At 55.6% G+C, this 25,920-nt stretch carries 18 protein-coding genes; 7 read left to right on the top strand and 11 right to left on the bottom strand.

Annotation, left to right across the window (positions count from 1 at the left end):
* Positions 1-122: 122 nt before the first annotated feature.
* Both IEW06_RS15065 and IEW06_RS15060 read left to right on the top strand, forming a co-directional pair.
* Positions 123-1,274 carry an efflux RND transporter periplasmic adaptor subunit gene (locus tag IEW06_RS15065; protein ID WP_188548527.1) on the top strand — a complete coding sequence of 384 codons (1,152 nt, stop codon included), beginning with the start codon at positions 123-125 and terminating at the stop codon, positions 1,272-1,274.
* A gap of 206 nt (positions 1,275-1,480) precedes the next feature.
* On the top strand, positions 1,481-4,774 hold the full coding sequence (locus tag IEW06_RS15060) for an efflux RND transporter permease subunit (protein WP_188548526.1): 3,294 nt from the start codon (positions 1,481-1,483) through the stop codon (positions 4,772-4,774).
* Between the two features lie 96 nt (positions 4,775-4,870).
* Here IEW06_RS15060 and IEW06_RS15055 read toward each other — a convergent pair whose 3' ends face one another.
* Positions 4,871-5,305: a hypothetical protein gene (locus tag IEW06_RS15055; RefSeq protein WP_187731971.1), complete on the bottom strand. Its 435-nt coding sequence runs from the start codon at positions 5,303-5,305 to the stop codon at positions 4,871-4,873.
* A gap of 341 nt (positions 5,306-5,646) precedes the next feature.
* Between IEW06_RS15055 and IEW06_RS15050 the strand changes: the two genes are divergently transcribed.
* Positions 5,647-6,621, top strand: a complete 975-nt coding sequence (locus tag IEW06_RS15050; RefSeq protein ID WP_187731972.1) for an NAD(P)/FAD-dependent oxidoreductase — start codon at positions 5,647-5,649, stop codon at positions 6,619-6,621.
* On the opposite strand, the gene IEW06_RS15045 is transcribed toward IEW06_RS15050, so the two are convergent.
* Positions 6,587-7,501 (bottom strand): helix-turn-helix domain-containing protein, encoded by a 915-nt coding sequence (locus IEW06_RS15045; protein WP_187731973.1) that lies wholly within the window; start codon positions 7,499-7,501, stop codon positions 6,587-6,589. The genes IEW06_RS15050 and IEW06_RS15045 overlap by 35 nt on opposite strands.
* Positions 7,502-7,593: 92 nt before the next feature.
* Positions 7,594-8,586 (bottom strand): aldo/keto reductase, encoded by a 993-nt coding sequence (locus IEW06_RS15040; protein ID WP_187731974.1) that lies wholly within the window; start codon positions 8,584-8,586, stop codon positions 7,594-7,596.
* A gap of 184 nt (positions 8,587-8,770) precedes the next feature.
* On the opposite strand from IEW06_RS15040, the gene IEW06_RS15035 reads away from it, so the two are divergent.
* On the top strand, positions 8,771-9,694 hold the full coding sequence (locus IEW06_RS15035) for an alpha/beta hydrolase (protein WP_229743139.1): 924 nt from the start codon (positions 8,771-8,773) through the stop codon (positions 9,692-9,694).
* Between the two features lie 165 nt (positions 9,695-9,859).
* Here IEW06_RS15035 and IEW06_RS15030 read toward each other — a convergent pair whose 3' ends face one another.
* The 4 genes from IEW06_RS15030 to IEW06_RS15015 form a co-directional block, all read right to left on the bottom strand.
* Complete coding sequence (locus IEW06_RS15030; RefSeq protein WP_187731975.1) at positions 9,860-11,374, bottom strand: T9SS type A sorting domain-containing protein; 1,515 nt, start codon at positions 11,372-11,374, stop codon at positions 9,860-9,862.
* A gap of 912 nt (positions 11,375-12,286) precedes the next feature.
* On the bottom strand, positions 12,287-12,538 hold the full coding sequence (locus IEW06_RS15025; RefSeq protein ID WP_187731976.1) for a hypothetical protein: 252 nt from the start codon (positions 12,536-12,538) through the stop codon (positions 12,287-12,289).
* Positions 12,539-12,544: 6 nt separating this feature from the next.
* On the bottom strand, positions 12,545-14,800 hold the full coding sequence (locus IEW06_RS15020; protein WP_188548524.1) for a xanthine dehydrogenase family protein molybdopterin-binding subunit: 2,256 nt from the start codon (positions 14,798-14,800) through the stop codon (positions 12,545-12,547).
* Between the two features lie 27 nt (positions 14,801-14,827).
* Positions 14,828-15,403, bottom strand: a complete 576-nt coding sequence (locus IEW06_RS15015) for a (2Fe-2S)-binding protein (protein ID WP_229743138.1) — start codon at positions 15,401-15,403, stop codon at positions 14,828-14,830.
* 150 nt (positions 15,404-15,553) lie between these two features.
* Between IEW06_RS15015 and IEW06_RS15010 the strand changes: the two genes are divergently transcribed.
* A complete protein-coding gene (locus tag IEW06_RS15010) occupies positions 15,554-16,069 on the top strand; it encodes a vitamin K epoxide reductase family protein (protein WP_187731978.1) in 516 nt (171 codons plus the stop codon).
* A gap of 105 nt (positions 16,070-16,174) precedes the next feature.
* On the opposite strand, the gene IEW06_RS15005 is transcribed toward IEW06_RS15010, so the two are convergent.
* Positions 16,175-17,461 (bottom strand): TCR/Tet family MFS transporter, encoded by a 1,287-nt coding sequence (locus tag IEW06_RS15005; protein ID WP_187731979.1) that lies wholly within the window; start codon positions 17,459-17,461, stop codon positions 16,175-16,177.
* A 112-nt stretch (positions 17,462-17,573) separates the two neighbouring features.
* Positions 17,574-21,020: a UvrD-helicase domain-containing protein gene (locus IEW06_RS15000; RefSeq protein WP_188548523.1), complete on the bottom strand. Its 3,447-nt coding sequence runs from the start codon at positions 21,018-21,020 to the stop codon at positions 17,574-17,576.
* Between the two features lie 237 nt (positions 21,021-21,257).
* Between IEW06_RS15000 and IEW06_RS14995 the strand changes: the two genes are divergently transcribed.
* Positions 21,258-21,890: an HNH endonuclease gene (locus tag IEW06_RS14995; RefSeq protein ID WP_187734318.1), complete on the top strand. Its 633-nt coding sequence runs from the start codon at positions 21,258-21,260 to the stop codon at positions 21,888-21,890.
* A gap of 18 nt (positions 21,891-21,908) precedes the next feature.
* On the opposite strand, the gene IEW06_RS14990 is transcribed toward IEW06_RS14995, so the two are convergent.
* Both IEW06_RS14990 and IEW06_RS14985 read right to left on the bottom strand, forming a co-directional pair.
* The gene (locus tag IEW06_RS14990) at positions 21,909-22,466 is read right to left on the bottom strand and encodes an acyl-CoA thioesterase (RefSeq protein WP_188548522.1); all 558 of its coding nucleotides are present in this window, start codon (positions 22,464-22,466) and stop codon (positions 21,909-21,911) included.
* 180 nt (positions 22,467-22,646) lie between these two features.
* Complete coding sequence (locus IEW06_RS14985) at positions 22,647-23,354, bottom strand: DNA alkylation repair protein (protein WP_187731984.1); 708 nt, start codon at positions 23,352-23,354, stop codon at positions 22,647-22,649.
* Positions 23,355-23,845: 491 nt separating this feature from the next.
* On the opposite strand from IEW06_RS14985, the gene IEW06_RS14980 reads away from it, so the two are divergent.
* Positions 23,846-25,819, top strand: a complete 1,974-nt coding sequence (locus IEW06_RS14980; RefSeq protein WP_187731985.1) for a DEAD/DEAH box helicase — start codon at positions 23,846-23,848, stop codon at positions 25,817-25,819.
* The last annotated feature ends 101 nt before the right edge of the window (positions 25,820-25,920 follow it).

Genomic DNA, 25,920 nt, shown 5'->3' with positions numbered 1-25,920 from the left:
TGTAGAGATGCAACATGTTGCGTCTCTCACGCCTTCGGATTATGTATCAATAAGAATTTGATCAATCAAAAAAGCCCCCCAGCCCCTTGAAATTACCCCAATACCCTACAAACATCAACCCCATGAAGTGGAATCTAGTCCGGCTGCTGCCCTTTGTTATTGGCTCGGTAGCGGCTACGGCCTGCGGCTCGAAGAAAGAGGAAGCTGCGCAAAACGCCGCTCCGGCGGCCGTGCCCGTAACGGTGTACAACGTGACCGAGGAAAGCGTGGTGGGTATCGATACCTACCCCGGCACGGTGGTGCCGCTCAATGAGGTGGAGCTGCGGGCCGAAGTGAGTGGCTACCTGACCAAAAGCTACGTGCAGGACGGACAGCGCGTGACCAAGGGCCAGAAGCTCTACGAGATAGACCAGAGTCGCTACGCGGCGGCCTACCAATCGGCGCAGGCGCAGTTGCGTATCACGCAGGCCAACTATGAGAAGGCTGCCAAGGATGCTGAGCGCTACAACCGCTTGGCCGAGCAGGACGCCATTGCACGCCAGCGCGTCGACTACGCCACCACCGACGTGGCCAATGCCCGCGCCCAGATCAGCGCCGCCCAGGCCAACCTCGCCAACGCTGCCACCGATCTGCGCCGCTCCGTAATTATCGCGCCCTTCAACGGCACTATCGGGTTGGCGCAGGTGAAGCTGGGCTCATTAGTAACGCCTGGCACAACCCTGATTAACACCATCTCATCGGACAACCCCATTGCCGTCGATTTTCCGGTGAACGAGCAACTGATTCCGCGCTTCGCTAAGTTTCAGCAAGCCGCGGGGGGCAATTCTGACTCGCTGTTTACCCTGGTGCTGGCCGGCGAGGAGCGCTACCCGGCACCCGGCAAAATCAACACCATTGATAGGGCCGTGGACCCGCAAACCGGTACCATCACCGTGCGGCTGCAATTCCCGAACACCGAGCGCACGCTGCGGGCCGGCATGAACGCTACGGTGCGGGTATTGAACGAAGACACTGGCCGCCAGCTTGTTATTCCGAGCAAAGCGGTAACGGAGCAGATGGGCGAATTCTTTGTGTACGTTGTCGGCGACAGTAGTAAGGTAAATCAGCGCAAAGTGCTGACCGGTACGCGCGTAAAGGATAAAATAGTAGTGCGCGAGGGCCTCAAAGCCAACGAGGTAATTGTCAGCGAAGGAATGCAGAATCTGCGTGAAGGCGCCACAGTGAAGATTGACGAGCCCGCCGCCCCGGTAGCCCAGGGAACGGCAGCAAAGTAATAAGTAGTGAGTACAACATTAGAACGTCATGCAGAGCCAAAGCGAAGCATCTCGCGTGCTGATGTTGGGTTACTACTCCAGCTAAACACGCGAGATGCTTCGCGGTGCTCTGCATGACCGGCTTTGCACTAAAAGGCACAACGACCGCAATGATTCACCAACTGAAGTCCAGCTAAGCTGACGCTTGGTGTTATAATTTTTAGAGTATGATATCTGACGTTTTTATTCGGCGACCGGTCACGGCCATCGTCATTTCGATAGTGATTGTGCTGCTGGGGGTGCTTTCTATCCTGAACCTGCCCGTCAGCCAGTACCCGAACATTTCGCCGCCGGTAGTGCAGGTGGCGGGCAGCTTCACGGGGGCTGATGCCCAAACGGTGGAGCAAACCGTAGTCACGCCCATCGAAACCCAGATCAACGGGACGCCGGGCATGGCCTACATGCAAAGTAATGCCACCAACGACGGCCGCATGAGTACCAACGTCACCTTTGATATTGGTACGAACATCGACATTGCCACCCTTGATGTGCAAAACCGCGTGAGCGTGGCCCAACCCACCTTGCCCGATGAGGTAAAGCGCCTGGGTCTGACGGTTAAAAAGCGTAACCCGACCGTGCTGATGGTGCTGGCTATTTACTCGCCGAAGCGCACCCACAGCACGGCCTTCCTCGATAACTACACCAACGTGTACGTCCGCGACGCCCTATTGCGCGTGCCCGGCGTGGGCGACGTAACCGCTCTGGGTCAGGACTTTAGTATGCGCGTCTGGCTCCAGCCCGACAAAATGGCCCAGCTTGGCCTGAGCGTAACCGAGGTGACCAACGCCCTGCGCGAGCAGAACGTGCAGGTGGCGGCTGGCTCCGTCGGCACGGCCCCGCAGTTCAGCTCCCAGGCCTTTCAGTACACGATTTTTGTGAATGGCCGCCTGAATCAGGTGGAGGAGTTCGAGGAAATTGTGGTGCGTACCAACCCTGAAGATGGCTCGGTGGTGCAACTCAAAGATGTGGCTCGGGTCCAACTCGGGCAGTTCGATTACTCGCGCTACAATACCACCAACGGCATCCCGACCACGCTGCTGCTCGTCAACCAGACGCCCGGCGGCAACGCCCTGCAAACGGCCGACGGAATCTATGCTACCATGGACGCCTTGCAGGAAAAATTTCCGCCTGACGTAGTGTATAGCGCAGCGTTTGAGTCGGTGACGGTGGTGCGCGTATCCATTCGGGAAGTGTTGCAAACGCTGGGCGAAGCGTTGTTGCTGGTGACGCTCGTTGTGTTTCTATTCCTGCAAAGCTGGCGCGCCACGCTTATCCCGATTCTGGCTATTCCGGTGGCTATTGTCGGCACGTTTATCTTCTTTATTCCGCTGGGCTTCACCATTAACACACTGACGCTCTTCGGCTTTGTGCTGGCCATTGGTATTGTGGTCGATGACGCGATTGTGGTGGTGGAAGCCGTGCAGCACTACATCGACAACGAGAAGATTTCGGCCCGCGAAGCTACCATGAAGGCCATGAAGGACATTACGGCCCCGGTTATTGCCATTGCCCTGATTCTGGCGGCGGTGTTCGTGCCGGTGGGCTTTATTCCGGGCATCGTGGGCAAGCTCTACCAGCAGTTTGCCATCACCATTGCCATTTCGGTGGTCCTGTCGGCGTTTATCGCCCTCACGCTGACACCAGCGCTATGCGCCCTGCTTATGCGCCCCACGGAGCAAAACGCCGACTCAAAAGGCCTGAATAAGCTGTTCTACCGGTTCAATATGTGGTTTGGCCGCACCACCGAATCGTACTCGATGGGCGTGCGCAAAGCACTGAAATTTGCCCCGATGGTGATGATTCTGCTGGCCTGCATCTACGCGGGTACCGTGGGCCTTTTCACCGCCAAGCCAACCGGCTTTATTCCGACGGAGGATGAAGGCCGCCTGTTTGTGTCCGTAGAATTGCCGCAGGGTGCGTCCAGTGCCCGCACCAAGCAGGTGCTCGATCAGATGTCGGAGATTATGCGCACCAAAGCGCCCGCCCTGCGCACCTACACGGCTGTGGGGGGCTTAAATGCCCTGAACTTCTCCTTCAAACCTAGCAGCGGCACCTTCTTTATCCAGCTGAAGCCCTGGGATGAGCGCAAGGACGAGTCGTTGCAGCTAGCGGCCGTTATTGCCGGTCTGCAAAAGGAGTTTTCGGTAATTAAGGGAGCCAATATTGTAGTTGTGCCGCCGCCGGCTATTCCGGGTTTGGGCAACACGGGCGGCTTCAGCTTTCAGTTGGAGCAGCGCGAAGGCTCTACTGATATTAAGGCGTTCGAAGCTACCGTTAACAAGTTTGTGGCGGCGGCCAATCAGCGGCCCGAAATCGGACGGGCGTTTACCTTCTTTACCGCCAAAACGCCTGGTTATCAAGTAACCGTAGATCGGGAGAAAGCCAAAAAGCTGGGCGTATCCCTGTCGAACGTGTTTACCACGATGTCAACATACATGGGTTCGGCCTACATCAACGACTTCACCAAATACGGCCGCAACTTCCGCGTCGTGGCCCAGGCCGATACCTTTTACCGAAAGGATATTGAGAATCTGGGGGGCTATTATGTGATGAATCAGCAGGGCCAGAACATCCCGCTGCGCTCCATCATCACGACCAAAGTGGTGGAAAATGCCCCCCTGATTTCGCACTACAATCTGTTCCGCTCGGCGGAGATAAACGGCGACGCGGCCCCCGGCTACAGCTCCGGCCAGGCCATTAAAGCCCTGGAAGAAGTGGCCGCCGACGTGCTGCCTGCCGGCTACGGCTACGACTTCTCCGGTTTGAGCCGCGAGGAAATCAGCTCCGGCAACAGCACAATCATCATTTTCGGCCTCTCGATTATGTTCGTGTTCCTGCTGCTGGCGGCATTGTACGAAAGCTGGTCGGTGCCGTTTTCGGTGCTGCTGTCGGTGCCGCTGGGTGCGTTTGGGGCCATGGTGGCGCTGATTTTTCTGCCCAAGCTCACCAACAACGTGTACGCCCAGATTGGTCTGATTACCCTCATTGGTCTGGCGGCCAAAAACGCCATCCTGATCGTGGAATTTGCTAAGGAGCGCGTCGATATCGGCATGAACCTGATTGAAGCTACCATCGACGCGGTGAAGCTGCGCCTGCGGCCCATTATCATGACCTCGCTGGCCTTTATTCTGGGCGTGCTGCCGTTGGCGTTTGCTTCGGGCGCCGGCGCCGTATCGCGCCAGACCATCGGCTGGACGGTGACGGGCGGGATGCTGGCGGCCACGTTCCTGGCCATCTTCATCGTGCCGGTGCTCTACGTGCTCATCACCAAGTTCGCCTACGGCAAAAACCGGCTGGCCGAGCTGGAAGCCAGCTACGACCCCGCCGCCCACGGCCATGAGCAGCACGGTTCCAAAGAGCCAAATACGCCCCCCACAGGTCCGGCCGGCCCCAGCAGCAACGGCCACGACATTGAGGAGCGCAAGCGCCGTAAGCAAACGCCCCCCGAAATCGGAACATAAGGGATTTGCGCTGCGCAGTATCAGCAAACAAAAAGGCGAAGCTTCTTCTGACATGTCAGGAGAAGCTTCGCCTTTTATAATCAGTAAATCGCGGGCCTATTGTCGCCTTATAGCCAGCACGACGCGCTTATCCTCTTTAGGTACATCATTTCCCTTAGGGTAAGGCATAACTTCCTTTAAAATAATGTTGTACTGCTGGCCATTAGCTTGCACGGGTGCCACTGTATCATTGATGCCGCCTAAGCTTAGTGTGAGCGTCTGGCTGGCTCCGCTCTGGTCCTGGATGCCTAGGTTAGTATATACTACACCTGCCCAAAAGCAAATGACATCGGACGGGCAACGACTGTCGTTTACATCCTTGACGGTGATGGTCAGTTCCGGGGTGTTTTGGTTGGGCAGGGCCGCGCTTTGCTGAAAGCGCAACGTCACGGGCTGATTAAAGGCGGCCGTGAGTAGCGGGGTAGCATCTTCTTTTTGGCAACTAGCTAAGCCTGCGAGGCCTACAACGAACGAATAATAGAGCAACTTCATCGGGAAAATATAAAAGTCGAACCAGGAATGGTCAGTTATAGGGGAGAGTCTATCGGACGCCGCTTGGTTGCAAAGGGGAGTTAAATTGATTAGGACGTATTTGAGTTAGAAGCTAACATTGTGCACCATTTTCCCGACCCTAATGGCGAGAAGCGCCAGCAACTGCCGTGTTTTACACAATGTCAGTGCGTCAATAGCTGCTGAAAAGGAGAAGTAGAGAAGCCCGATCATAAATGCAACTTTGTTGCATTTATGATCGGGCTTCTCTACTTTTGGGTTGAAGGGTATTCTATTGGCTGCATGGCGCAAGCAGTTACCCTGTCACTCTCATGTCTGTAACTATGGCTTCCTCCTTTTCGAAACCGGCACCACAAGCAACCTACGATGTACTAATTATCGGCGGCAGTGCGGCTGGGCTGAGCGCGGCGCTGATGCTGGGCCGCTCGCTTCGCAAGGTGCTGGTTATCGACAGTGGCCAGCCCTGTAACCGGTACACGCCCCATTCACACGGGTTCATGACTCAGGATGGGGAGACGCCCGCGCAACTTTTGGCGCTGGCCAAAGCCCAAGTATTAGCATATCCAACGGTAACATTTTTGGAAAGCTTCGTCACTAGTCTCGCGCAGAATGAAAGCGGATTTATAGTGCAGACCGCCGAGCAGGTAGCTTTTTTGGCGCGCCGCGTATTGTTGGCAACGGGTGTTAAGGACCTGATGCCGCCGATTGAGGGGTTTGGGGAGTGTTGGGGCAAATCGGTGCTGCATTGCCCGTATTGCCACGGCTATGAGGTTCACAGCCAGCCATTAGGACTACTCGGAAATGGCGACGCGGGCTATGAGCTCGTGCGGCTGATTCAGAACTGGAGCAAGGACCTAACGTTGTTCACGAATGGCCCATCCACGTTGAATGAAGAGCAACGGCAGCAGGTACAGCAGTTGGGCATTCCCATTATGGAAGCGCCCATTGCACGGATCGAGCACCAAAACGGGCTCATGCAAGCCATTCATTTGCAAGATGGTTCTCGCGTGCCGCTAACCGCCGTATTTGCCCGCGTTCCGTTTCGACAACATTCCGATCTGGCGGAGCAACTAGGCTGCGAACTGACTGCTACCGGGCTCATTGCCGTGGCGGAGTTTGGCCAAACCAGCGTGCCGGGCGTGTATGCGGCCGGGGATAATAGCAGCCCCATGCGCCAACTAACCATGGCCAGCGCCAGCGGCGTGAAAGCAGGCAGCTGGATAAACCGCGAATTGATTGATGAAGACTTAGCCGCGGTACCTGCTATTGCGCCGAAAACCGAAACGCGGCCGGCGTAACGCCCGTCTTGTTTTTGAACAGGCGAGTGAAGTACTGCGGATACTCGAAGCCAAGTTGAAAGGCCGTTTCGTTGATGGAAAGCGAGGTGGTGAGCAGCAGGCGTTTCGCTTTTTCAATCAGACCGTGGTGCAAATGCTGCTGGGTGGTTTGCCCCGTCAGGCTGCGCAGCATGTCGCTGAGGTAGGCCGGCGACACCCGCAGCTCGTCGGCAAAGTGCTGCACGGTGGGCAAGGGCTGCTCGCCTTCCTCGGCGAAATACGTAGTAAGCAGGGCCTCAAAGCGGGTAAGCAGGTCGTGCTCGGCCGTGCGACGCGTAAGAAACTGCCGGTGATAGAAGCGGTTGGCGTAGTTGAGCAACACCTCCAGCTGGCTTACCAGCACATCCTGGCTGAAGGTATCGATGGGTTGCTCGTATTCGCTTTGAATTCCGTGCAGGATGTCATCCAGCAGGCTTTCCTCGCGGGCCGATAAGTGCAGGGCTTCGTGCAGTTCATAAGAAAAGAAGCCGTAGCTGGCTATTTTCTTACCCAGAGGGTATTTCAATAATAAGTCCGGGTGGAAGACCAGCATCCAGCCGCTTATTTCGGAGGTGTCGAGGGTTTCGCTGACCGCAAACACCTGGCCCGGCCCCAGGAAGACCATGACGCCCTCGCTGAAATCGTAGGATTGGTGTCCGTAAAATAGCTGGCCCTTAAGGTTGCGCTTCAACGAAACAGTATAGAGCTGCTGCACTACGGGCGTCATCACCCGCGGCAGGTTGCGGCAAGCCGCCAGGTCGATGAGCGTGAGCAAGGGATGCGCGGGAGCAGGCAGACCGTAAAACCGGGTATAGTCGGTGACGGTAGACAGTACCCGAAACTCTTTCGTGGGCTGTTTCATGATCTTAAAAAGTGACTGCTTTTCCGCCGTTCGGCTTTGCATACGTGTGGCTGAGCAACAAACGGCGGAAAAGGACAGTAGAGTAATCGATACTAAAAACCAGCCGGATAAGCCGCTCCGGCCGCGCTGCCCACGGGCATAATGGCGTCCAGCGCGGCCAGCTCAGCGGCGCTTAAGCTAATACTGGCGGCGGCCACGTTGGCTTCGAGGTACTTGCGGCGCTTAGTGCCCGGAATGACGACCACATCCTGAGCCAGGACCCAGGCCAGCGCCAGCTGTGCCGCCGTTACGCCTTTCGTTTTCGCCAGGTCAGTAAGCTTCTCAACCAGCCGAATGTTTTTGTAGAAGTTCTCGCCTTGGTAGCGCGGAAAAATGCGGCGCGAGTCGTTGGCCTCGAAGTCGTCGGGGGTTTTAATCTCACCCGACAAAAAACCGCGTCCCAAGGGTGAATAGGCCACAAAGCCAACGCCCATTTCTTTGGCCGCTGCAATTATTCCTTCTTCTACGCGGCGGTCAAACAGGGAATACTCGCTTTGCAGGGCCGTAATGGGGTGCACCTGGTGCGCGGCGCGCAACACATGGGCGGGCACTTCAGATAGGCCCAGGTAACGCACTTTGCCTTCCTCCACCAGACGGCTCATGGCGCCCACGGTTTCCTCAATGGGCGTATTGGGGTCTTGGCGGTGCAGGTAATAAAGGTCCACGTAATCAGTGCCCAGGTTGCGTAAAGAGCGTTCAATGGACTTGCGCACGTAGTCGGGGCGGCCGTTGTAGCTGCCAGTCCAGGTTTCGTTGTCGTCTACTTCGAAGCCAAACTTGGTGGCCACGATATACTGGTCGCGCTTGCCGGCAATGGCTTTGCCCACGAGGCGCTCGTTGTGCATGGGGCCGTACAAATCGGCGGTGTCCAGCATGGTTACGCCCAGCTCCAGCGCCCGATGCAGGGTAGCCAGGCTTTCCGCTTCATCGGCTTCGCCGTAGATACTCATGCCATTCACGCCGCCGGTCATGCCCATGCAGCCGAGCCCTTCCACGGCCACTTCCAGCCCTTGGCTTCCTAATGCTACTTTTTTCAGTGTGCTCATCTTGTGGTTTGGTTAGCGTAAAAATGAATTGCTTTCTTACGCTACAAAGGTGAGGCGGCGCCCTGCGGCCGGACTTACACAAAAACCGGTTTCTGCAACACAAAACGCTGCCGTTGTTTTGCTCTTCCCGTACTTTGGTAGAGTCTTCCAGAATGCTTCTGCCTCGGTCTTTATGTTGCTGTTTATGAAAAAGCTGGTTTCTGTAGCCCTGCTGTGCTTCGTTGCCCAATCCGTTGTTGCTCAGATTCAAACCCTGCCGCTGTATACGGGCACCATTCCGAACTCCAAGCCCAGCAGCGTGCAGGAATCCAGCGTGACGCTGCCCAATGGCGGCGTGCGCATTTCCAACGTGGTGCAGCCCACGCTCACGGTATTTTTGCCCCCCAGCGACAAAGCCAACGGCACCGCTGTGGTAATTTGCCCAGGCGGCGGCTACGCGCGTCTTTCCATCGACCACGAGGGCTACGATGTGGCCAAGCGGCTGAATGAGATGGGCGTCGCGGCCTTCGTATTGAAATATCGTTTGCCCAATGACCAGAGCCAGCCCGACAAGTCTATTGCACCCTTACTCGATGCCCAGCAGGCCCTGCGACTGGTGCGCCAGCAGGCCAACAAGTTTAACATCAGCCCCAGCCGCGTCGGGCTGATGGGATTTTCGGCTGGGGGGCATTTAGCTTCTACGGCCGGCACTCAGTTTGCCCAGCCCGCAGGCCAGCCCACCGACAAAACCACGTCCGTGCGCCCCGATTTTCTGGTGCTCATGTACCCGGTTATCAGCTTCACCGATAGCCTGAAGCACGCCGGCTCGCGCACCAACCTGATCGGCGAGCAGCCCACCGCCGCCCAAATCCGGCTTTACTCCAACGAAACCCAGGTGACGGCCCAAACGCCCCCCACGTTTCTGGTGCACGCCCAGGACGACGCCACGGTGCCCGTGATGAACAGCATTGTTTTCTATGAAGCCTTGCTGCGCCACAAGGTGCCCACCGAAATGCACCTGTACCCGCGCGGCGGCCACGGCTTCGGCCTGAAAAACAATACCACCCAGGAAGATTGGAGCGCCAGTCTGCAAAACTGGCTGGGGTCGAATGGATGGTTGAAAAAGTAGCTACGCTTTATTAAATCACCGCTTAATTGGTGACACGGGAGGGTCCCAATGTCTAACATGTTGCGGCATTTGTGACAAGCTCGGTTTCTGTCGGTACAATGTCATTGTACAAAAATACCCGTCCAAGCTGGACGGGTAGTTTTGCAGAAGGAGGTACGGAATACCTTATTTACTCACGGCAATACGCTTGGATTGGGTTTTGCCGTTCGCTGTTACTTTGTAGTAATATATGCCGCTGGGTAAGTCAGATCCATTCAGAATAACCGAATTAGTTACTCCGGCTTTGGCCTGCCCATCAAACAATGTGGCTACGCTAGCACCCTTTGAGTTATATACTTTCACTAAGGCGTGGCCACTCTTTGCAACCGCGAAAGTGATGGTGGCATTGCGACCTGTGGGGTTGGGGTAAGCTTCGGTTCGAATCGCATCCTGTGAAATTGCTTTAACCGAATTAGCGCTGGTGACGGCTTGTGAAGATGCTTTTGCCGACGTTGGGGCGACAATAGAGGTGGTAGCTACGGGACAAGTGTTTGTTTTATTATCACAAGTGGTAGCTTCTGAAGTACAACCATCAACGGTTGCGGTAACACTAAAGCCTATACCCGCTACTAAATCTTTGAACTCCAGCGCGCCCGTGGTTGCGTTCACCGTAGGACTTTTAGCAGTACCACCTGGTTGTATAAGTGAATAGGTTGCTCCTGTTATGGGACAGAGTACTGTTATATAGGGTTTTGCTACTGGTCCGCAAAGGGTAGCCTCTGTTATACTTATAACTGGTCTGGCTACTACTGCCGGCTCAATGATAGTTGCCGAATAGGTTGCAGTACAATTGGCAGCATCAGTTACCGTTAAGTCATATGTCCCAGCACCGAGGTTAGTGCGATCTTGTGGATCATTTGTGCCTGGAAGGTCAGCCCAGTCATAAGTAAAGGGAGCTACGCCGCCAAAAACACTGATGTCAATAGCACCCTTGCCTCCATTACAAGCTATTTGAGTTACCAGACCACCAGCACTTAAGCCAGTAGAGACTGCAATGGCTGGCAGAGTCCCACATTTGGGCGCGATTAAGGAAGATTCAAGTGGGCAAGTGCTTTTTGGCGATGCATCTGTCCAGGCTAGGAATAAATTGGTAAGGTCTATTGTCTCGCCGCACTCATACGTAATTTGGTTTCCGGTTATACCGGCGTCAGAATTAGTTGAGTCAATCTCTACATCAATTACATTAACACCAAAGGGCAATTCCGTAGTGGTGTTTTTCAATATCTTGCCGTCACAGCCTGATACTTCAGCTTGATAAACCACATTTCCATATTTGCTTGTGATTACTATATCCCCCCAAAAAGCAAAGCTGGTCCGAGTGGAACCTGTCTTGTTGGCAATGGCTAGCAACAACGGCGCAGTTATCGCTTCACCTGGTTGACAGGATTGACACGCCTCAACGTCCAGCCTAGCACTAACTAGTTCCAAATCTTTGGAGGTACACCTGTCTTCAGAGGGTAAAACTACTGATTGGGCAGAAGAAGTACCAGCCATTAGCAAAAAGGCCACAAATGTCAAGGCAACCCGCCACGTTGCTTTTGGCAGGAGACCAGTAAAAGATTTGTTTTCTGATGACACTTTAGTACTGCCATTCTCTGCAGTAGTGAAAAGCATTAGACAAGGAAAGAAGAGCTTTTTCATGATTTGTGGTGTGTGAAATAGAGGGAATGGGGTAGGAATCGAGAAAGCAGCATACCAAGGCACCAGTAATAGATTCTTAGCCCTGGACCAGAAGAGCGAAAAGCGTGAGTGGGTCTGAAGACTCTTATTGCTTGCTTTTTACTATGCACAAGCACAGCCGTATAATCGGGAAATGGGCGAGGAGAAGGCGCCAGGAAGAATAAAAAGCGCAAAGCAGTAGCATTCTCACGTCCGTGCGTGAGTAAAAAAAGTCTAGGCGAAAGGCGCTAGTGTATCAATCAGGTGCCTAAGAATGATTCATCCTACAGCAAAGCACCAGCCTCCTGCACTTCGGCGAAGTAGCCTAAGAGCAATGCCAGAACAGCTGCTTGCGCTATTCCAGCAGAAGCCTCCTCCAAAGCACAAAACCCCGTAGGCATGCTTTAATCACTATGCTTGCTCAGGAGCATCAGAGGAGAAATATAAAACGATAATGGGGCAAACATTTTTGCCAGTAACATCACATTCAACTATTGAAATGGCAAAGCTCAACCGTACTATTATTGCCAGATACTTTTTAAGTGATGTACACGGCTTTTATTAGATTAACCTAAATTAATATATAAATCATTATAAAGCAATGAGGTAAAAATTAAATTTTAAGGTCAGGTACACCCGTATTCTGCTATTTGAAATGCAGCTATGACAGGTCTTAATTTGCTCGGATCGCGACTTCTACGGCTGCTAGCCCAGACCCGTAAGTGCACTAGTTTATGCTTTCAAGCAGTTAGTCATTTCAGTCAGCTTAATCCAATGGAAAAGGCTAATGCTTAACAACCATCTGGAGCCAATTGAATGCGGATTAAAGCAAATCTGCCTCGCCGGACCACCAGATTTCGGTGCTGGGGGGCAAATCTGCGACGACATCTGATTCTATGAGCAGTACTGCATCCGTTTGCGTTGCTGCTGGCGTGTTGGGCGAAGCTGCGTTGGCTGTCCGCGACATTTTTCCACGCTAGCCACCACCACTTGCTGGCGCCCGTCGGGATAGTGGAGTCGGACTTCGAGCTTGGTGTGTAAGGCAAATTGCTGCAACACGGGCTCCGACGGCCTACCAATAGCCAGCACGCCTAAACCCGTTAGGCGGTAGCTCTCTGCTACGATTAGTAAAAGCTGGGACGTCATACGCACTTAGGATTCCTTTATCTGGACCAGCTTTTCCGGCCGGATGGGTAGCGACCGGATTCGTTTCCCGCAGGCCTGAAACACCGCATTCGCCAGCGCTGCGGACGTAGGACCTTGGGCGGCTTCGCCGGCGCCGAGCGCCTTTTCATTGGGCCGGTCGATGATGGCGACGGTTACGGCGGGTACTTCGTCGAAGCGGAAGATAGGATAGGTTTCCCACTGCCGACTCGTGACGTGCTGCTCATTGAAGAGCACTTCTTCTTTTAACGTCCAGCTGGAAGCCTGTATCATGCCGCCTTCGGTTTGGTTTTTCAGACCATCGGGGTTGATCGTTTCGCCCGCGTCGATGGCGGCCCACAGGTGCAGGGCGCGGATGGTGCCCATTTCTTCGGCCACGTGCACTTTGGCCACCACCGCGCAGTATGCCGCCTGGTTTTTGTATTGGGCGAAGCCAAGGCCGAAACCTTCGCCGGGGGCCAATTTTTCGTTTTTGATCATCTCCCGCGTCCGCCGAATAACGGCTTTGGCGCGCTCATCGGTGAGGTGGCGCAACCGAAATTCCCACGGATCCTGCTTGGCCTGCAAGGCCAATTCATCCATAAACGACTCCAGCGCAAACACATTCCCAAAAGCCCCCAGCCCCCGCAGTGCCGACACGCGCAGCGGCCCCTGCACGTAATGCGCATCAAGGCGTTGGTTGGGAATGGCGTACAGCGGCTCACCATTGCGGTAAATCGCGCTGCTCACTTCCGTCGCCGGCGCGGGCAGGGCCGGCTGCGCCAGCAGTCGGGCGGCCAGCAAGGACTCCGGTTTGCCCCCCGGCCGCGTGCTGTGCGTATCCGACCAGATATTGTTTTGCCAGTGCGTAATGCGACCTTCAGCATCAAGGCGCGCATCGAGTTGCATGAGCATGGCGCTGCCGTAAGGCTCCCAGGCATGCTCATCGTCCCGCGACCATTGCAGGCGCACGTGGCGGCCAGGGTAGGCGCGGGCCAGCAGCGCGGCGTCGGCGGCCACATCATCGGCGCCGTTGTGGCCGTAGCAGCCCGAGCCCGGCACCGCCTTCACGTGAATACGCTCGGGGGGGATTTTTAGCAGCGCAGCCAGGGTTGCACGCAATGGATATACACCCTGGCTATGTGTCCAAATGTGTAAACTTTCTTCCGAGTCAACTAGCGCCACCGCGCAGCTTGGTCCCACCGAACCGTGCATGAGATAGGGCTTGAAGTAGCGGGCACTAAGCGATGCGGCGGCAGGAGATAAGGCGGTTTTAGCAGTATCAAAGCTGCTCATGTCGCCCTTATTTACGGCGCGCCTGGTAATAGCCGGCAATGTAGTCAGCAGCTCCGGCAAGGGCTGTTTGGCGGGCAAATTGGGGCCATTCGTCCACTGGGCGTGCTGTATACCGTAGTCCTGAGCCTGCTTGGCTTGGTACTCTTTTTTAGCAATAAACCCCACAAAACTGCCGTCAATCACGGTTTTGAGCAAACCTGGTATCTGGTGCTGCATTGCGGCGGTGTCCAGCTTTGCTAATTGCCCCCCATAAGACGCCGGACGCAGTACGCGGGCGTGCACCATGCCCTGAAACCGCAAGTCCTGCACGTACACCGTTTCGGCCCGCACCATACGCTCGATATCATCGCGGAGCACGGGCTTGCCTACGTGTCGGTACTCACTTCTGGCTTTAAGCTGAACCGGCAGTTTTACTTCACCCTGTAAATGTTTGCCTTTTAACAATTGGGTAAAAGTAAGCCGGTGCTTGCCATCGGTGGTGTGTATCACGCCATCGGTCAGGCGGAGCAAGCTGGCTTTTACACGGAGCTGTTGTGCGGCCAAACCAAGTAGCTGCTGCCGTGCCGCAGCCGCGGCGTAGCGAATGCTCATTCCGCTGCTTTCAATGGAGGCGCTGCCGGAAGTGTAGCGCTCATCGGGGGTGCGACCAGTTTCGGCCAACACTACTTCGACGCGCTCCATGGGTAGGTTTAGCTCCTCGGCCGCAAGCTGGGCTACAGCTGTGCGGATGCCCTGACCGATTTCGGTTTTGCCGGTAAGTACCCGCACGCGCCCGTCGGCCAGCACTTCCAGCCAGGCATTGATGCGCGGATTTTTGGCCAGAATTTCCGGCAGCTCGTCCGCCGCCCGGCTTGCGCCCGCCAGCAAATTGGGGCCGCTGCCCAGCACAAAGGCAATGGTCAGGCAGCCGGCGCTTTTCAGGAAATCGCGGCGGGAAGAAGCGGGCTGGGGGGCAATTTCGGGTGTCATTTACACAAATGAGTAAAGTTTGTATAGCTACGATTCCATTGAATCTGCCGCTTTTTTGATGGCTGCTAGCGCCCGCGAATGCACGCCGCAACGGCACAGCACCCGAAACAGCGCATTGCGGATGGTTTGCTCATCGGGCTTGGGGTGCACCGTCAGCAGGGCTACCGCCGATATCACCATACCGTTCAGGCAGTAGCCGCACTGGGCTGCTTGCTCATTTACAAAAGCCTGCTGCACGGGGTGGAGGCTGCCATCGGGGCGAGTGAGGCCTTCCAGGGTGGTGATGGCGGCATTTTGCACATTGGCCACCGGCAGCTGACAACTGGGCCAGGCAATGGTGTCCAGCAATACCATGCAGGAGCCGCACTGCTGCAAGCCGCAGCCAAACTTCGGCCCGTTCAGCCCCAGATCGTCGCGCAGAACATAGAGCAGGGGCGTGGCCGGATCGGCGCGCACCGTGCGCGGCTGGCCGTTTACTTGTAGGGTGAATTCGGTTTCCATACTCAGGCGTTTCCAGAAAATACTCCGACCAGCCGCAAAAGGATATGCTGCGAAGCTCAGCCATTGCCCGGTTTCCTTCCTGTTACCTTCCTGAACCGACATTGGTTCGCCAAAAAAGCCCCCCAGCCAGGGATTCAGGGCAGAAGCTAGCCCCGGCGCCGGGGCTAGCTTCTGCCCTGAATCTTCCGCCCAACTTACCCTCACTGATGCGCGTACGCCAAAGTGTATCTATCTGCCTTTAACCTCAATGCTATGAATCCGACCCAATTAAGCGACGAGCTCCGCAACGCCGACACGCCCGACCTGAACCGTCGGCGCTGGATTGTGGGCCTTTCCATGCTCGGCGCCGCCGCCGGCCAGATTGTGGGCCTCTACCAAACCGGCATCATCAAAACCCTGCCCGATCCGCCGTCTGGGGGGCTTTTCAACTCGTCCAAAGTCGACGCCTCCGACTACGCCTACAAGCGCTTCGACACACCCGATGCCCTGATGATGATCGTGAGCTACGGCATTACGGCCTGGCTGGCCGGGGCGGGGGGCAAAAACCGGGCAGCGCAGGTTCCCGCCTTGCCCATTGCCATGGGCCTCAAAACGCTGGGCGATACGCTGACGGCCGTGAAGCTGGGGCAGGAAGAGTGGGCCGAAAACAAGGCTTTGTGCTTTTACTGTCAGGTAGCTACGGTGGCCTCCGTCGCCTCGGTGGCGCTGGCCGTGCCAGAGGTGATAAAAGCGGTGAAGAATATCAGTAACAGCAGCAATCAGGCTTAGCCTGCTGTTAAATACATACTGCACTACACAACCTAAACAGAGCGCCCCGGCATGCCGGGGCGCTCTGTTTAGGTACCACCAGGGAGGAATAAAACCTCGAAGATTCTAGGCTTCACCGCCCTTCAACGCAAGGTCCTGATCTGGAATAACTGCGTCTTCGGTGGGTACTGCATCCGCGGGCGGCACGTAGCCCGCCAGCGAGCGCATAACAAAGAGCGTACTCACGACCGTAAGCACGGCCCCCGTTAGAAACGCGGCACCCGGAAGGTGCACCGGCGCCTGCGGCCCGCTGAAGTAGGAGAACAGGTTGGTCATTAGCGGCGGCCCTACAATGGACGTGACGCTAATTACGCTAGTTAGCGCGCCTTGCAGTTCGCCCTGCTCATTGGCTGGCACCAGCCCCGACATAATGCCTTGTAAAGCGGGCACTGCAATGCCACCTAAGCCGTATGGTACCAGAAAGACAAACATCATCCACCCTTTCGAGGCAAATGCAAACAGCGTGAAGCCAATAGCATACAGCGTCATACCGACCAGTACCGAGCGCTTAGGCCCCAAGCGTGGGTTGACAATCCGAATAAGTAGTCCTTGTACCAGCACCGTCATTGTGCCCACAGCACCAAGTGAATAGCCAACCCAGGCCTCGTTCCAGCCAAACTTATACATGGTATAATAGGACCATGTACTTTGGGTAGCATGGGCCGCAATGTAAAGCAGTAGCATAGAGCCCACCAGTCCTAGAATAACCGGGTAGCGCCGCAGCTGCTTCAAGGTGCCCACGGCGTTGGCCCGCTTCCAGTCAAATGGTCGTCGGTTTTCTACGGGCAGTGACTCAGGCAGAACGAAGTAGCCGTAGAGCCAATTAAGCATTGTCAGGCTCGCAGCCGCAAAAAAAGGTACTCGTGGACCAAATTGACCCAATAAGCCGCCTATTACTGGCCCAATGATAAAGCCCAAGCCAGCAGCCACTCCAATCATCCCAAAGTTCTGGGCCCGCTTTTCAGGGGGGCTTATATCGGCGATGTAGGCGGAGGCAGTGGTGAAGCTGGCGCCCGTGATACCCGCAATAATGCGCCCCACAAACAGCCAGCCCACGGTAGGAGCGAAGGCCAGAAACAGGTAATCGAGCCCAAACCCAAATAAGGCAAACAGCAGCACCGGGCGCCGGCCGTACTGGTCGGAGAGGTTGCCGAGTACCGGCGAAAACAGAAACTGCATGCCCGCAAACGCAAACAGCATCCAGCCGCCGTACTGCGCCGCCTCGCTCAGCGTACCGCCCGTCAGTTCCCGAATAAGTGTAGGCAGCACCGGAATGATAATGCCGAACCCAATTACGTCCAGCAGCAGCGTGATGAAAATGAAGCCAAGCGCGGCTTTACGGTTTTCGGCCATTGGGGGGCTTTTTTATGGGTGAGCAATAAGAAAACCTGACGCCCAAATAACGTCATTAATTGCTAAAATAAATAGTAATAATACTAAATATTGTGGCAAGTGTTTTGAGGGCCTAAAAGATAATTACCTCCTCTGAATCAAAGTAATAGAGAACGTGCTGGACATCGGTGTAGCCTAGCTGCTTGAAAAGCCCCCCATACTGCTGAAGCAGGCGGCGGTGCTGGGGCTCGGGTGGCGGAATACGGAAATCGATCAACGTTACGCGGCCGGGCGCGGGGCCCACATTGGGCTCAAACACGATGCGGTCGGGCTTGTAATCCTGGCGGGGGACGCCCCCAATCAGAATTTCGCGCTCTGTCTCGGCTGATACTGCGCGGCTGAAGTAGTGCGTCAATTGCGGGTTTTCTACCGTGCGACTCAGCAGCTTCAGTAGCACAGGACGCTCTTTGGTGCTCACCAGTCCCTCCGCCACGAGGTGAGCGGCCACGCGCTCCACGTCGGCGGCCAGGATGGTGCGGCGCAAAGCGTAGTGGAGCTTGCGGTTCCACTCGCGCTGCACCTGCTGGTCGTCGAAATCGAAGACCGTATTGGCATGTCGGCGCAGGCGCAGCCGTTCTTCCCAAGGTGTGCTGGTAAGGTTGAGCAGGGGCCAATTGCTGGTCGTGGCCGCGTTGCTTTTTACGGCCGGCACCCGATGCTGAGCGTCGGATAGCACGTAGGCGGTACGCTCGTCGTCCCATTGATCGGTGCTGAGCAAGTAGCGATGCAACAACTCAGCTATAGTCTTGGCTTGCTCACTGGGGGGCATTTCTGTCTCAGCGGAGCGCGAGGTGCTGCTTTTCGTTGGCTTAGGCCGCCGGCTGATGGCGTACAGGCGGTGGCGCGGGCGGGTAAAGGCCACGTAAAGCATGTTTAAGCCTTCGAGGAAGGTCTTTTCCAATTCCTCCGTGTATTGCTGGGCCAAGGGGGTTCGAGTCAAAGCTTGCGTCTGGCTGACGACGGCTATGGGGGGCATTTCTGGTACTGGCTTTTCCTCTTCAGTCAGGCGGCCCCAAAGCAAGGTGTTGCGGTGGGGTGTCAGGCTCCAGTCGGCGAAGGGCACAATGACCACGCCGTAGGCTAAGCCCTTGGCTTTGTGGACGGTGGTGATGGTGATGGCGTCGCGGCCGGCGGGGGCGTTGATGCTCAGAGAGCTTTTCTTCTGCTGCCAGTAAGCCAGGAAGTTATTGAGGTTGTTGCCGAAGCGCAGACTGAACTCCAGGGTCAGATCGAGGAAGCGGAAGAGGTATTCGCTTTCTGCATTGCGCCCCAGCAGCCCAAACATGCCGATGAGGCGCTCGGTGAGCTCGTAGAGGCCAAGGTTGCCGGTTTCGCGCTCCTGCACGTCGTAGCCCAAGGCACGCAGCTCGTCGAAGAAGGGCAGAGCTTTCTCGTGGTTGGCCAGCTCCGCAATATGGCGGGCGCGGGCCGGCGTGGGGGGCAAATGTCGCACAACTTTATCCACCAGCAACAAAGCTTCGGCCCGCGCTAGCGTATCAGCCGGCTGATTAAGCACCCGAAACACAGCCACCAGCAGATTCACGACCTCCGCAAATTCCAGAGACAACGAATCGGCCGAAATAATGGGGTAGCCACGCTCCTTCAAAAACTTCGCGACTCGCCGGCTACTGTCGCGACGGCGGCAGAGCACGGCAATATCCTGGAGCCGAAACCCATCGGCCAGAGCTTGCTCTACGAGTTGTAGGGTGAGGTAAAGCGTGCTTTCCTCGTAATCGAGCAGGTGCGTAGGTGGCAGGCCGGGGAGGGGCTCGTCGGAATAGGTGCCGGTGGCAGGAGAGTAGCGGCGGGCGGGCGCGGCATCTTCGGTGAAGAGTAATTCCACGTGACCAACCCCGGTAGCTGATGGACTAGGCTGTGAAGCACCAGGTCCTACCTGCCCAAACTCCTCGTCATAAATGCCCCCCACCAGCGGCAACCCCTCGTGCCCCTTGCTCACGAACTCAAAAAACGAGTTATTAAACGCAATAATCCCCGCCGCCGAACGATAATTCACATTCAGATTCTTAGGCTCCAAAGCCTGATCCAGCGTGAAATACCGATCCTCTAACAGCCTGCGCAGTTCATCGTCCGCGACGCGGCCGTACAGATACTCCGTTTCATTCTTGTGCAGACGCAGAATCTGCTCCATCTCGCCGCCCCGCCAGCGGTAAATGGCCTGTTTAGCGTCGCCCACGGCCAGGCTCAAATTACCCCCCGACACGGCATTTTCTACCAGCGGCAGCAGGTTGTTCCATTGCAGCACCGACGTATCCTGAAACTCATCAATCAGCAGGTGCAGGTACCGCTCGCCCAGACGCTCGTAGAGAAACGGCACCGGCTCGCGCAGCACAATGCTGGCAATGCGGCGGTTGAATTCGGCGATGAGCACCACGCCCCGCTCGCGGCTGAGCTGGTCCACGGCCTTGCTCAGCTCGCTCAGCAGCGACACATGAAAAAGGTAGGGCATCATGCCGCTCACCAGCACATAATCGGGTAGGAGAGTAGCGCGCAGGGTTTCCAACTCCACGAAAGCATCCGTCAAATCCGACTTCACGGCGTCGACGCGCTGCTTGTCGGCGGCGGTTTTTACTTTGCCGCTGTACCATTTGTCCTGCTCCATGGTGGCGCGCACGTAGCTGTTGGCCTCCTTGTCGGGCTGCAGGCGCTCGTCCCACTTCGTGAAATAGCCGATGATGCCATTCTTACCCTGGTATAAGTCGGCGTCGGTTACGCCGGCCGCGTCGAGGGTGGCCAGGGCGCGGGTGGCCACAGCTTGCACTTGCTGCTCAATGGCTTCCTTGCGCTGGCGCAGCGTCTCGTGGAGGCGACGGTAATCCTGGAGCGACATCTTCTGCAACTGCTCCACGGCCTCGTGCACGGGCTCAGAGAGCAGGAAGCGACCAAACTGCACCAGCTCGTCGGGGAGGGTGTTCCAGCTGCGGCCTTCCTCGGCTTTGCTCAGGGCGTAGTCGGCCAAGGAGCGGGAAAGCAGGGCCGAGTTGGGGTCGCGGTTTACTTTGTCGAGCAGCAACGCCACGGCGCTTTGCAGCACCGCGTCGCCGTCCAGCTCCACCTCAAAGGTGGCGGGCAGACCCAACTCCCGCGTGAAGGCCTGCACAATGCGCTGCACAAAGGAGTCGATGGTGCTGACGGCAAAATCGGCGTAGTGGTAGAGCACCAGCCGAAACGTGGCCGCCGCCCGCCGCCGCAACTCCTGCTGTTGCTCCTGGGGCGTCTCGGCGAGGCGCGAAAACTGACCCTCGGCGGCCAACTCCGCCGCAATATCGCGCAGCAGCGCATCGTCCTGGTTTTCGGCTGTGGGGTACGCAAACCGCCTTAGCGCCCCAATAATGCGCTCCTTCATCTCCCCGGCCGCATCGTTGGTAAACGTAATGGCCAGAATGCTTTTAAAGTAAGCCGGATCATCGGCCCCCAGCGCCAGCTTCAGGTATTCCTTGGTAAGCTGATAGGTTTTGCCGGAGCCGGCGGAAGAAGAATAGATGCGGAAGGTGGCGGGCATTTTGGGGAGGATCGGGGGGCTTTTTTGCAAAAGTAAAGCGGAAGTAGTGGCACTACAGCCGGTTTGGGTAGATTGCTCCGTAATGCGCAATCGGCTAAGATTTGCCGCAGATGTTACAAGCAGCTATTAAGGGGAATTATCACAGGCTCAATGACCATAAACACCATAACACAACCCGGAGATATAATCTCTTACAATGAGATGTGCCTTGAAGTAGGATACTCTTTACAAAGAGGAATGAATTTTCAAGTAGGTGGTGGGACAACTGTGATATTAATGTCGGTACGGAAAGGTGCTCCTTATGCTGATAGAACTGAGGATAATGGAGAAATACTCATTTACGAAGGACATGATGTTCCAAAAAATGAATCACCAAGTCCGAAGACAGTAGATCAGCCCATGACATTGCCCAGCGGGAAACTGACGCAAAACGGTAAGTTCTTTCAGGCGGCAGAGGCCTTTAAAAAGGGTGGCTTACCGGAGCTTGTCAAGGTATATGAGAAAATAAAAGATGGTATCTGGGTGTATAATGGCGTGTTTGAACTGATCGACGCTTGGGTTGAAGAGTCAACTTTAGAGAATAGAAAGGTTTTTAAGTTCAAGCTAAATGTGACCGATAAAAGCATAAATCAGAAGAACAAGAGAGTAGAGGAGCTAAAAGATATTAGTCATAATAGAATGATACCTACCTCGGTCAAACTGGAGGTATGGAAACGTGATAATGGAAAATGTACCCAGTGCGGTAGCGATGATAATTTACACTTTGATCACATTCTGCCTTTCTCAAAAGGCGGGACGTCTTTAAGGTCTGATAACATTCGATTACTCTGTGCGAGACATAATTTGCAAAAGAGTAGTCATATTATTTGACCACTTTAGGCAGACCTATCACCCCACCGGCTCCCACAACCGCTTCTTCACGTCCTCTTCCACGCGCTTGGGCCGTTGCGACTTCGGGTCCAGGAGCACCCATTGGGTTTCGGCTTCGCAGAGCAGCACGTTATCGGCGGCCCGCTCGATGCGTACGAAGCGCTGGGACTGGGCCCCGCGCACTTCTCCAACCCAAGTAGTGCAGCGCAGTTCCTCACCCAAAAACGCGGGCTTGTGGTAGCGGATGCGGTGTTCCAGCACCACCCAGATATACTGCTCCCGCTCGCCCTCAGGGATGGCGGTCAGCCAGTGCGCCGCCGCGGTATCCTGCACATACTGTACGTACTGCACATTGTTGACGTGGTTTAGCTCGTCAATGTCGGAGGCTACGACGGTAATCAGGCGGGAAAAGCGGAAGGCAGGCGTGGGTTCGGACATGAGCGTAACAGAATAGTTGTTGCTAACAACGGCTGGCACGCTCTGGCGTTCGGTTGAATACACATCCTCCCGCTTCCGTGCTACAATAACGCTTCCTTGCTTTACTAGCGCCGTAATGCTGTCAACAGCGGATGCCACTCCGTAAGCGTGCCTGCCACACTTATATAAGCGTGTGTTTGAGTATTGTAATGCTGAGCTTGCCGAAGCATCTCTCCCGCTTTGTTAATTATACCAACCAGTAGAAATGCTTCGGCAAGCTCAGCATGACCTAAACGGTGTTTCGCCAAATTTCTAAACACGCTCTAAGTAGTAAGCAAGTTATTTTTTGCCCGCAACATTCATCTTTCGGCTCCACACGCGGGCTAGGTAATCGCGGATGTCGAAGGTTTGGCAGTTGGTGTCGCCGTGGTCAATAACTACTTCGCCAATGCGGTCGGCGGCCTGCTCTGCTAGTTCCCGCAGGCCCTCCGAGCGGCTCCCGATGCTGATAAACGCGGTATTCATGGCTTCCTTGGCGCGGTTGGGCGCTTGGTGAATCGCAGCTTCCATTTGCGGCAGATAGCCCTCGAAGTAGGCGTTCGACACATCTTGGTTATCCAATGCCAGGCGGCTGAGCAAAGCGTAGCCAATGCGCTGATGTCCTTCGTCGGACGCGGCGGTCCATTGCGCTACTTTGGTTGGTGCTAAGGACGTTTGGGCTACCAGCGCGGCAAATAAATCGGCGAGGACGTGGTAGTGAATATCCTGAGCCCAACTATCTGCCTCTGCTTCCGAAAGCTGCTGCGGATCGGCAATCATAGTAGCCAACGACTGCGCGTCGATATTCTGAGTAGGCCACAGTTGCCGGGCTACGGCGTGGGCGTGCGATTTGTCTTTGCCACGGCCCACAAACTCCTTTTTCAGCGCCCCATAGCTGGCAAAGCTCACTCCATAAACATTTGGCCCACTGCCGTGGCGCTGATAGGTTTTGCGGATTTGTTCCGAGCCTAGGGCGCGAAGCTGAGCAATGGTTTCTTCAAAAGTCATAGAAAAAGAAGCTAGCGGATGGCGTTTGGGAAAACGAAATCCGGTTGGAACTAGGCGGAGTCGAAGGAGTGTGATCTAACGCAATTTAATCTTAATCCTAAATCACTAATACTACGTGATTTATGCGGCAGAAATTGCCTGTACATAAATATGCTCGACTATAGCGGAACGCGAATTTTTAAATGGTGTTATAGCACCTCACAGTAGGTAAAGCAGAATATTGGCGTACCATTCAATTTGCCCCCCAAGGCTGGCTAAGAGAGCTAAACTTGACACTGGGGGGCTTTTTTACGAAATAAAATCGTATCTTTGCACCCGCATTTGAGAATGGCCCCGTTCCGCGCAGCTACGGCTGCTTTTTGTAAATTTCTGGCCGTCACCGTCTTCCGTCCGTTGCTTCCGTCGCTTGTCGTTGTTGAGAGTGTGGGTGAAGAACGTCGCTGAATCTGCTGTTTTCAGAGCTAGTTCATCTCATTCCATCTAAAGACAACATGGAAAAAGTAAAATTTGAAGAACTGTCGTTATCGACAGAAATGCAACGCGCAATTACCGAAATCGGCTACGAAGAGGCTTCGCCGATTCAGTCAGAGGCAATTCCCGCGCTGCTCGCAGGTCGCGACGTGATTGGCCAGGCCCAGACGGGTACCGGCAAAACGGCGGCCTTCAGTATCCCCGCCATCGAAGGCGTCGATACCAATTCACGCAATACCCAAGTACTCGTTCTCTGCCCCACGCGTGAGCTGGCCGTGCAGGTATCGGGTGAAATTCAGAAGCTAGGTAAGTACAAGTCAGGTTTGGCCGTAGTGCCGATCTATGGTGGCTCATCTTACGATCGTCAGTTTCGCGCCCTGGAGCGTGGTGTGCAGATCGTAATTGGTACGCCTGGTCGCGTAATGGACCACTTGGAGCGCGGCACATTGAAGCTGGATCATTGCAAAATGATCATCCTCGACGAAGCCGACGAAATGCTGGACATGGGCTTCCGCGAAGACATCGAGACGGTTCTCAAGCGTATGCCTGAGGAGCGCCAGACGGTTTTCTTCTCGGCTACCATGAGCAAGCCTATCATGGAAATGACGAAGCGGTATCAGAAAGATCCGCAGATCGTGAAGGTAAACCACCAGGAGATGACTGTTTCGAACATCGAGCAGTCGTACTACGAGGTGCGTGGCCCCCAGAAGAAAGACGTTCTTGCTCGCCTGATTGACATGTTCAATCTGAAGTCGGCCATCGTGTTTGCTAACACCAAGCGCATGGTTGACGAAATCGTGGGCGACCTGCAGGCCAAAGGCTATTTCGCTGAAGGTCTGCACGGCGACATGGGCCAGCAGCAGCGTCAGAATACACTCGATAAGTTCCGTAAAGGCACCCTGGAAATCCTCGTAGCCACCGACGTAGCCGCCCGCGGCATCGACGTGGAGAACGTGGAGGCCGTTATCAACTACGACCTGCCCGCCGACGAGGAATACTACGTGCACCGTATCGGCCGCACCGGCCGCGCCGGTAAGTCGGGTCGCGCCTTCACCTTCGTGAGTGGCCGCGACATCTACAAGCTGCGCGACATCATGCGCTTCACCAAGGCTACCATCAAGCAGGAACGCGTTCCGTCGTTTGAGGATGTGACCGAGGTGAAAACTACGCTGTTCCTGACCCAAATCAAGGATGTCATCGAAAAAGGCAACCTCGAGAAGTACGTAGGCCGCGTGCAGCGCTTGTTGGATCAGAGCGAAGAAATTACTTCGCTTGACATTGCTGCTGCCTTGCTCAAAATGAGCATGAAGGAAGAGAAGCGAGTGGAGCAAAGCCTCGACGCTGGTCGTACCCAAGGTGCGCCGCGTGCTGGTTACACCCGCATGTTCGTGACCATGGGCAAGAAGGATCGGATTCACCCACGTGATATCGTTGATCTGATTGCTGAGAGCACGGGCCTGACTGCTGGTAAAGTAGGCGACATCGCCCTTTACGACAAGTTCAGCTTTGTGGAAGTGCCTTCGGAGTTTGCCGAAGAAATTGTTGCCAACCTCGGCCGCGCCAGCATTAATGGTCGTCCGGTTGCCTTCAACGTGGCTACGCCCGTGCAGGAAGGTGATGCCAAGCAGGAAGGTGGTCGTGGCGGCTTCGGTGGCGCCAACGACAACCGCCCCGCGCGTCGTGGTCCAGGTGGCTTCGGTGGCGGTGAGCGTCGCGAAGGAGGCTCCAGCTACGGTGGCAACCGCGGCGGTAGCTACGGCGACCGTCGGGAAGGTGGCTCTAGCTATGGCGGCGGTAGCCGTGGTGGTTCCAGCTTTGGTGGCAACCGCGGTGGCTCCAGCTACGGTGGTGGTTACAAAGGTAACCGCGACGGTGGTGGCTCTAGCTACGGCGGCGGCTATAAAGGCAAGCGCGATGGCGACAGTGGTGCCGGCAATGCTGGTAGCACCGGTGGTGGCTACAAGCCCCGCAGCACTAATGACTTCGACGAATAGATCGTTAAGACTGAGTAATGCTCGCAGCTTATAGCAGCGAGTATTACTAAAAAAGCCCCCCAGACCAACGTCTGGGGGGCTTTTTGTGGTTATAAAACCAG

The sequence above is a fragment of the Hymenobacter qilianensis genome, assembly GCF_014638675.1.
GTDB classification, from domain to species: domain Bacteria; phylum Bacteroidota; class Bacteroidia; order Cytophagales; family Hymenobacteraceae; genus Hymenobacter; species Hymenobacter qilianensis.
This window is presented reverse-complemented; position numbering and strand designations above follow the sequence as displayed.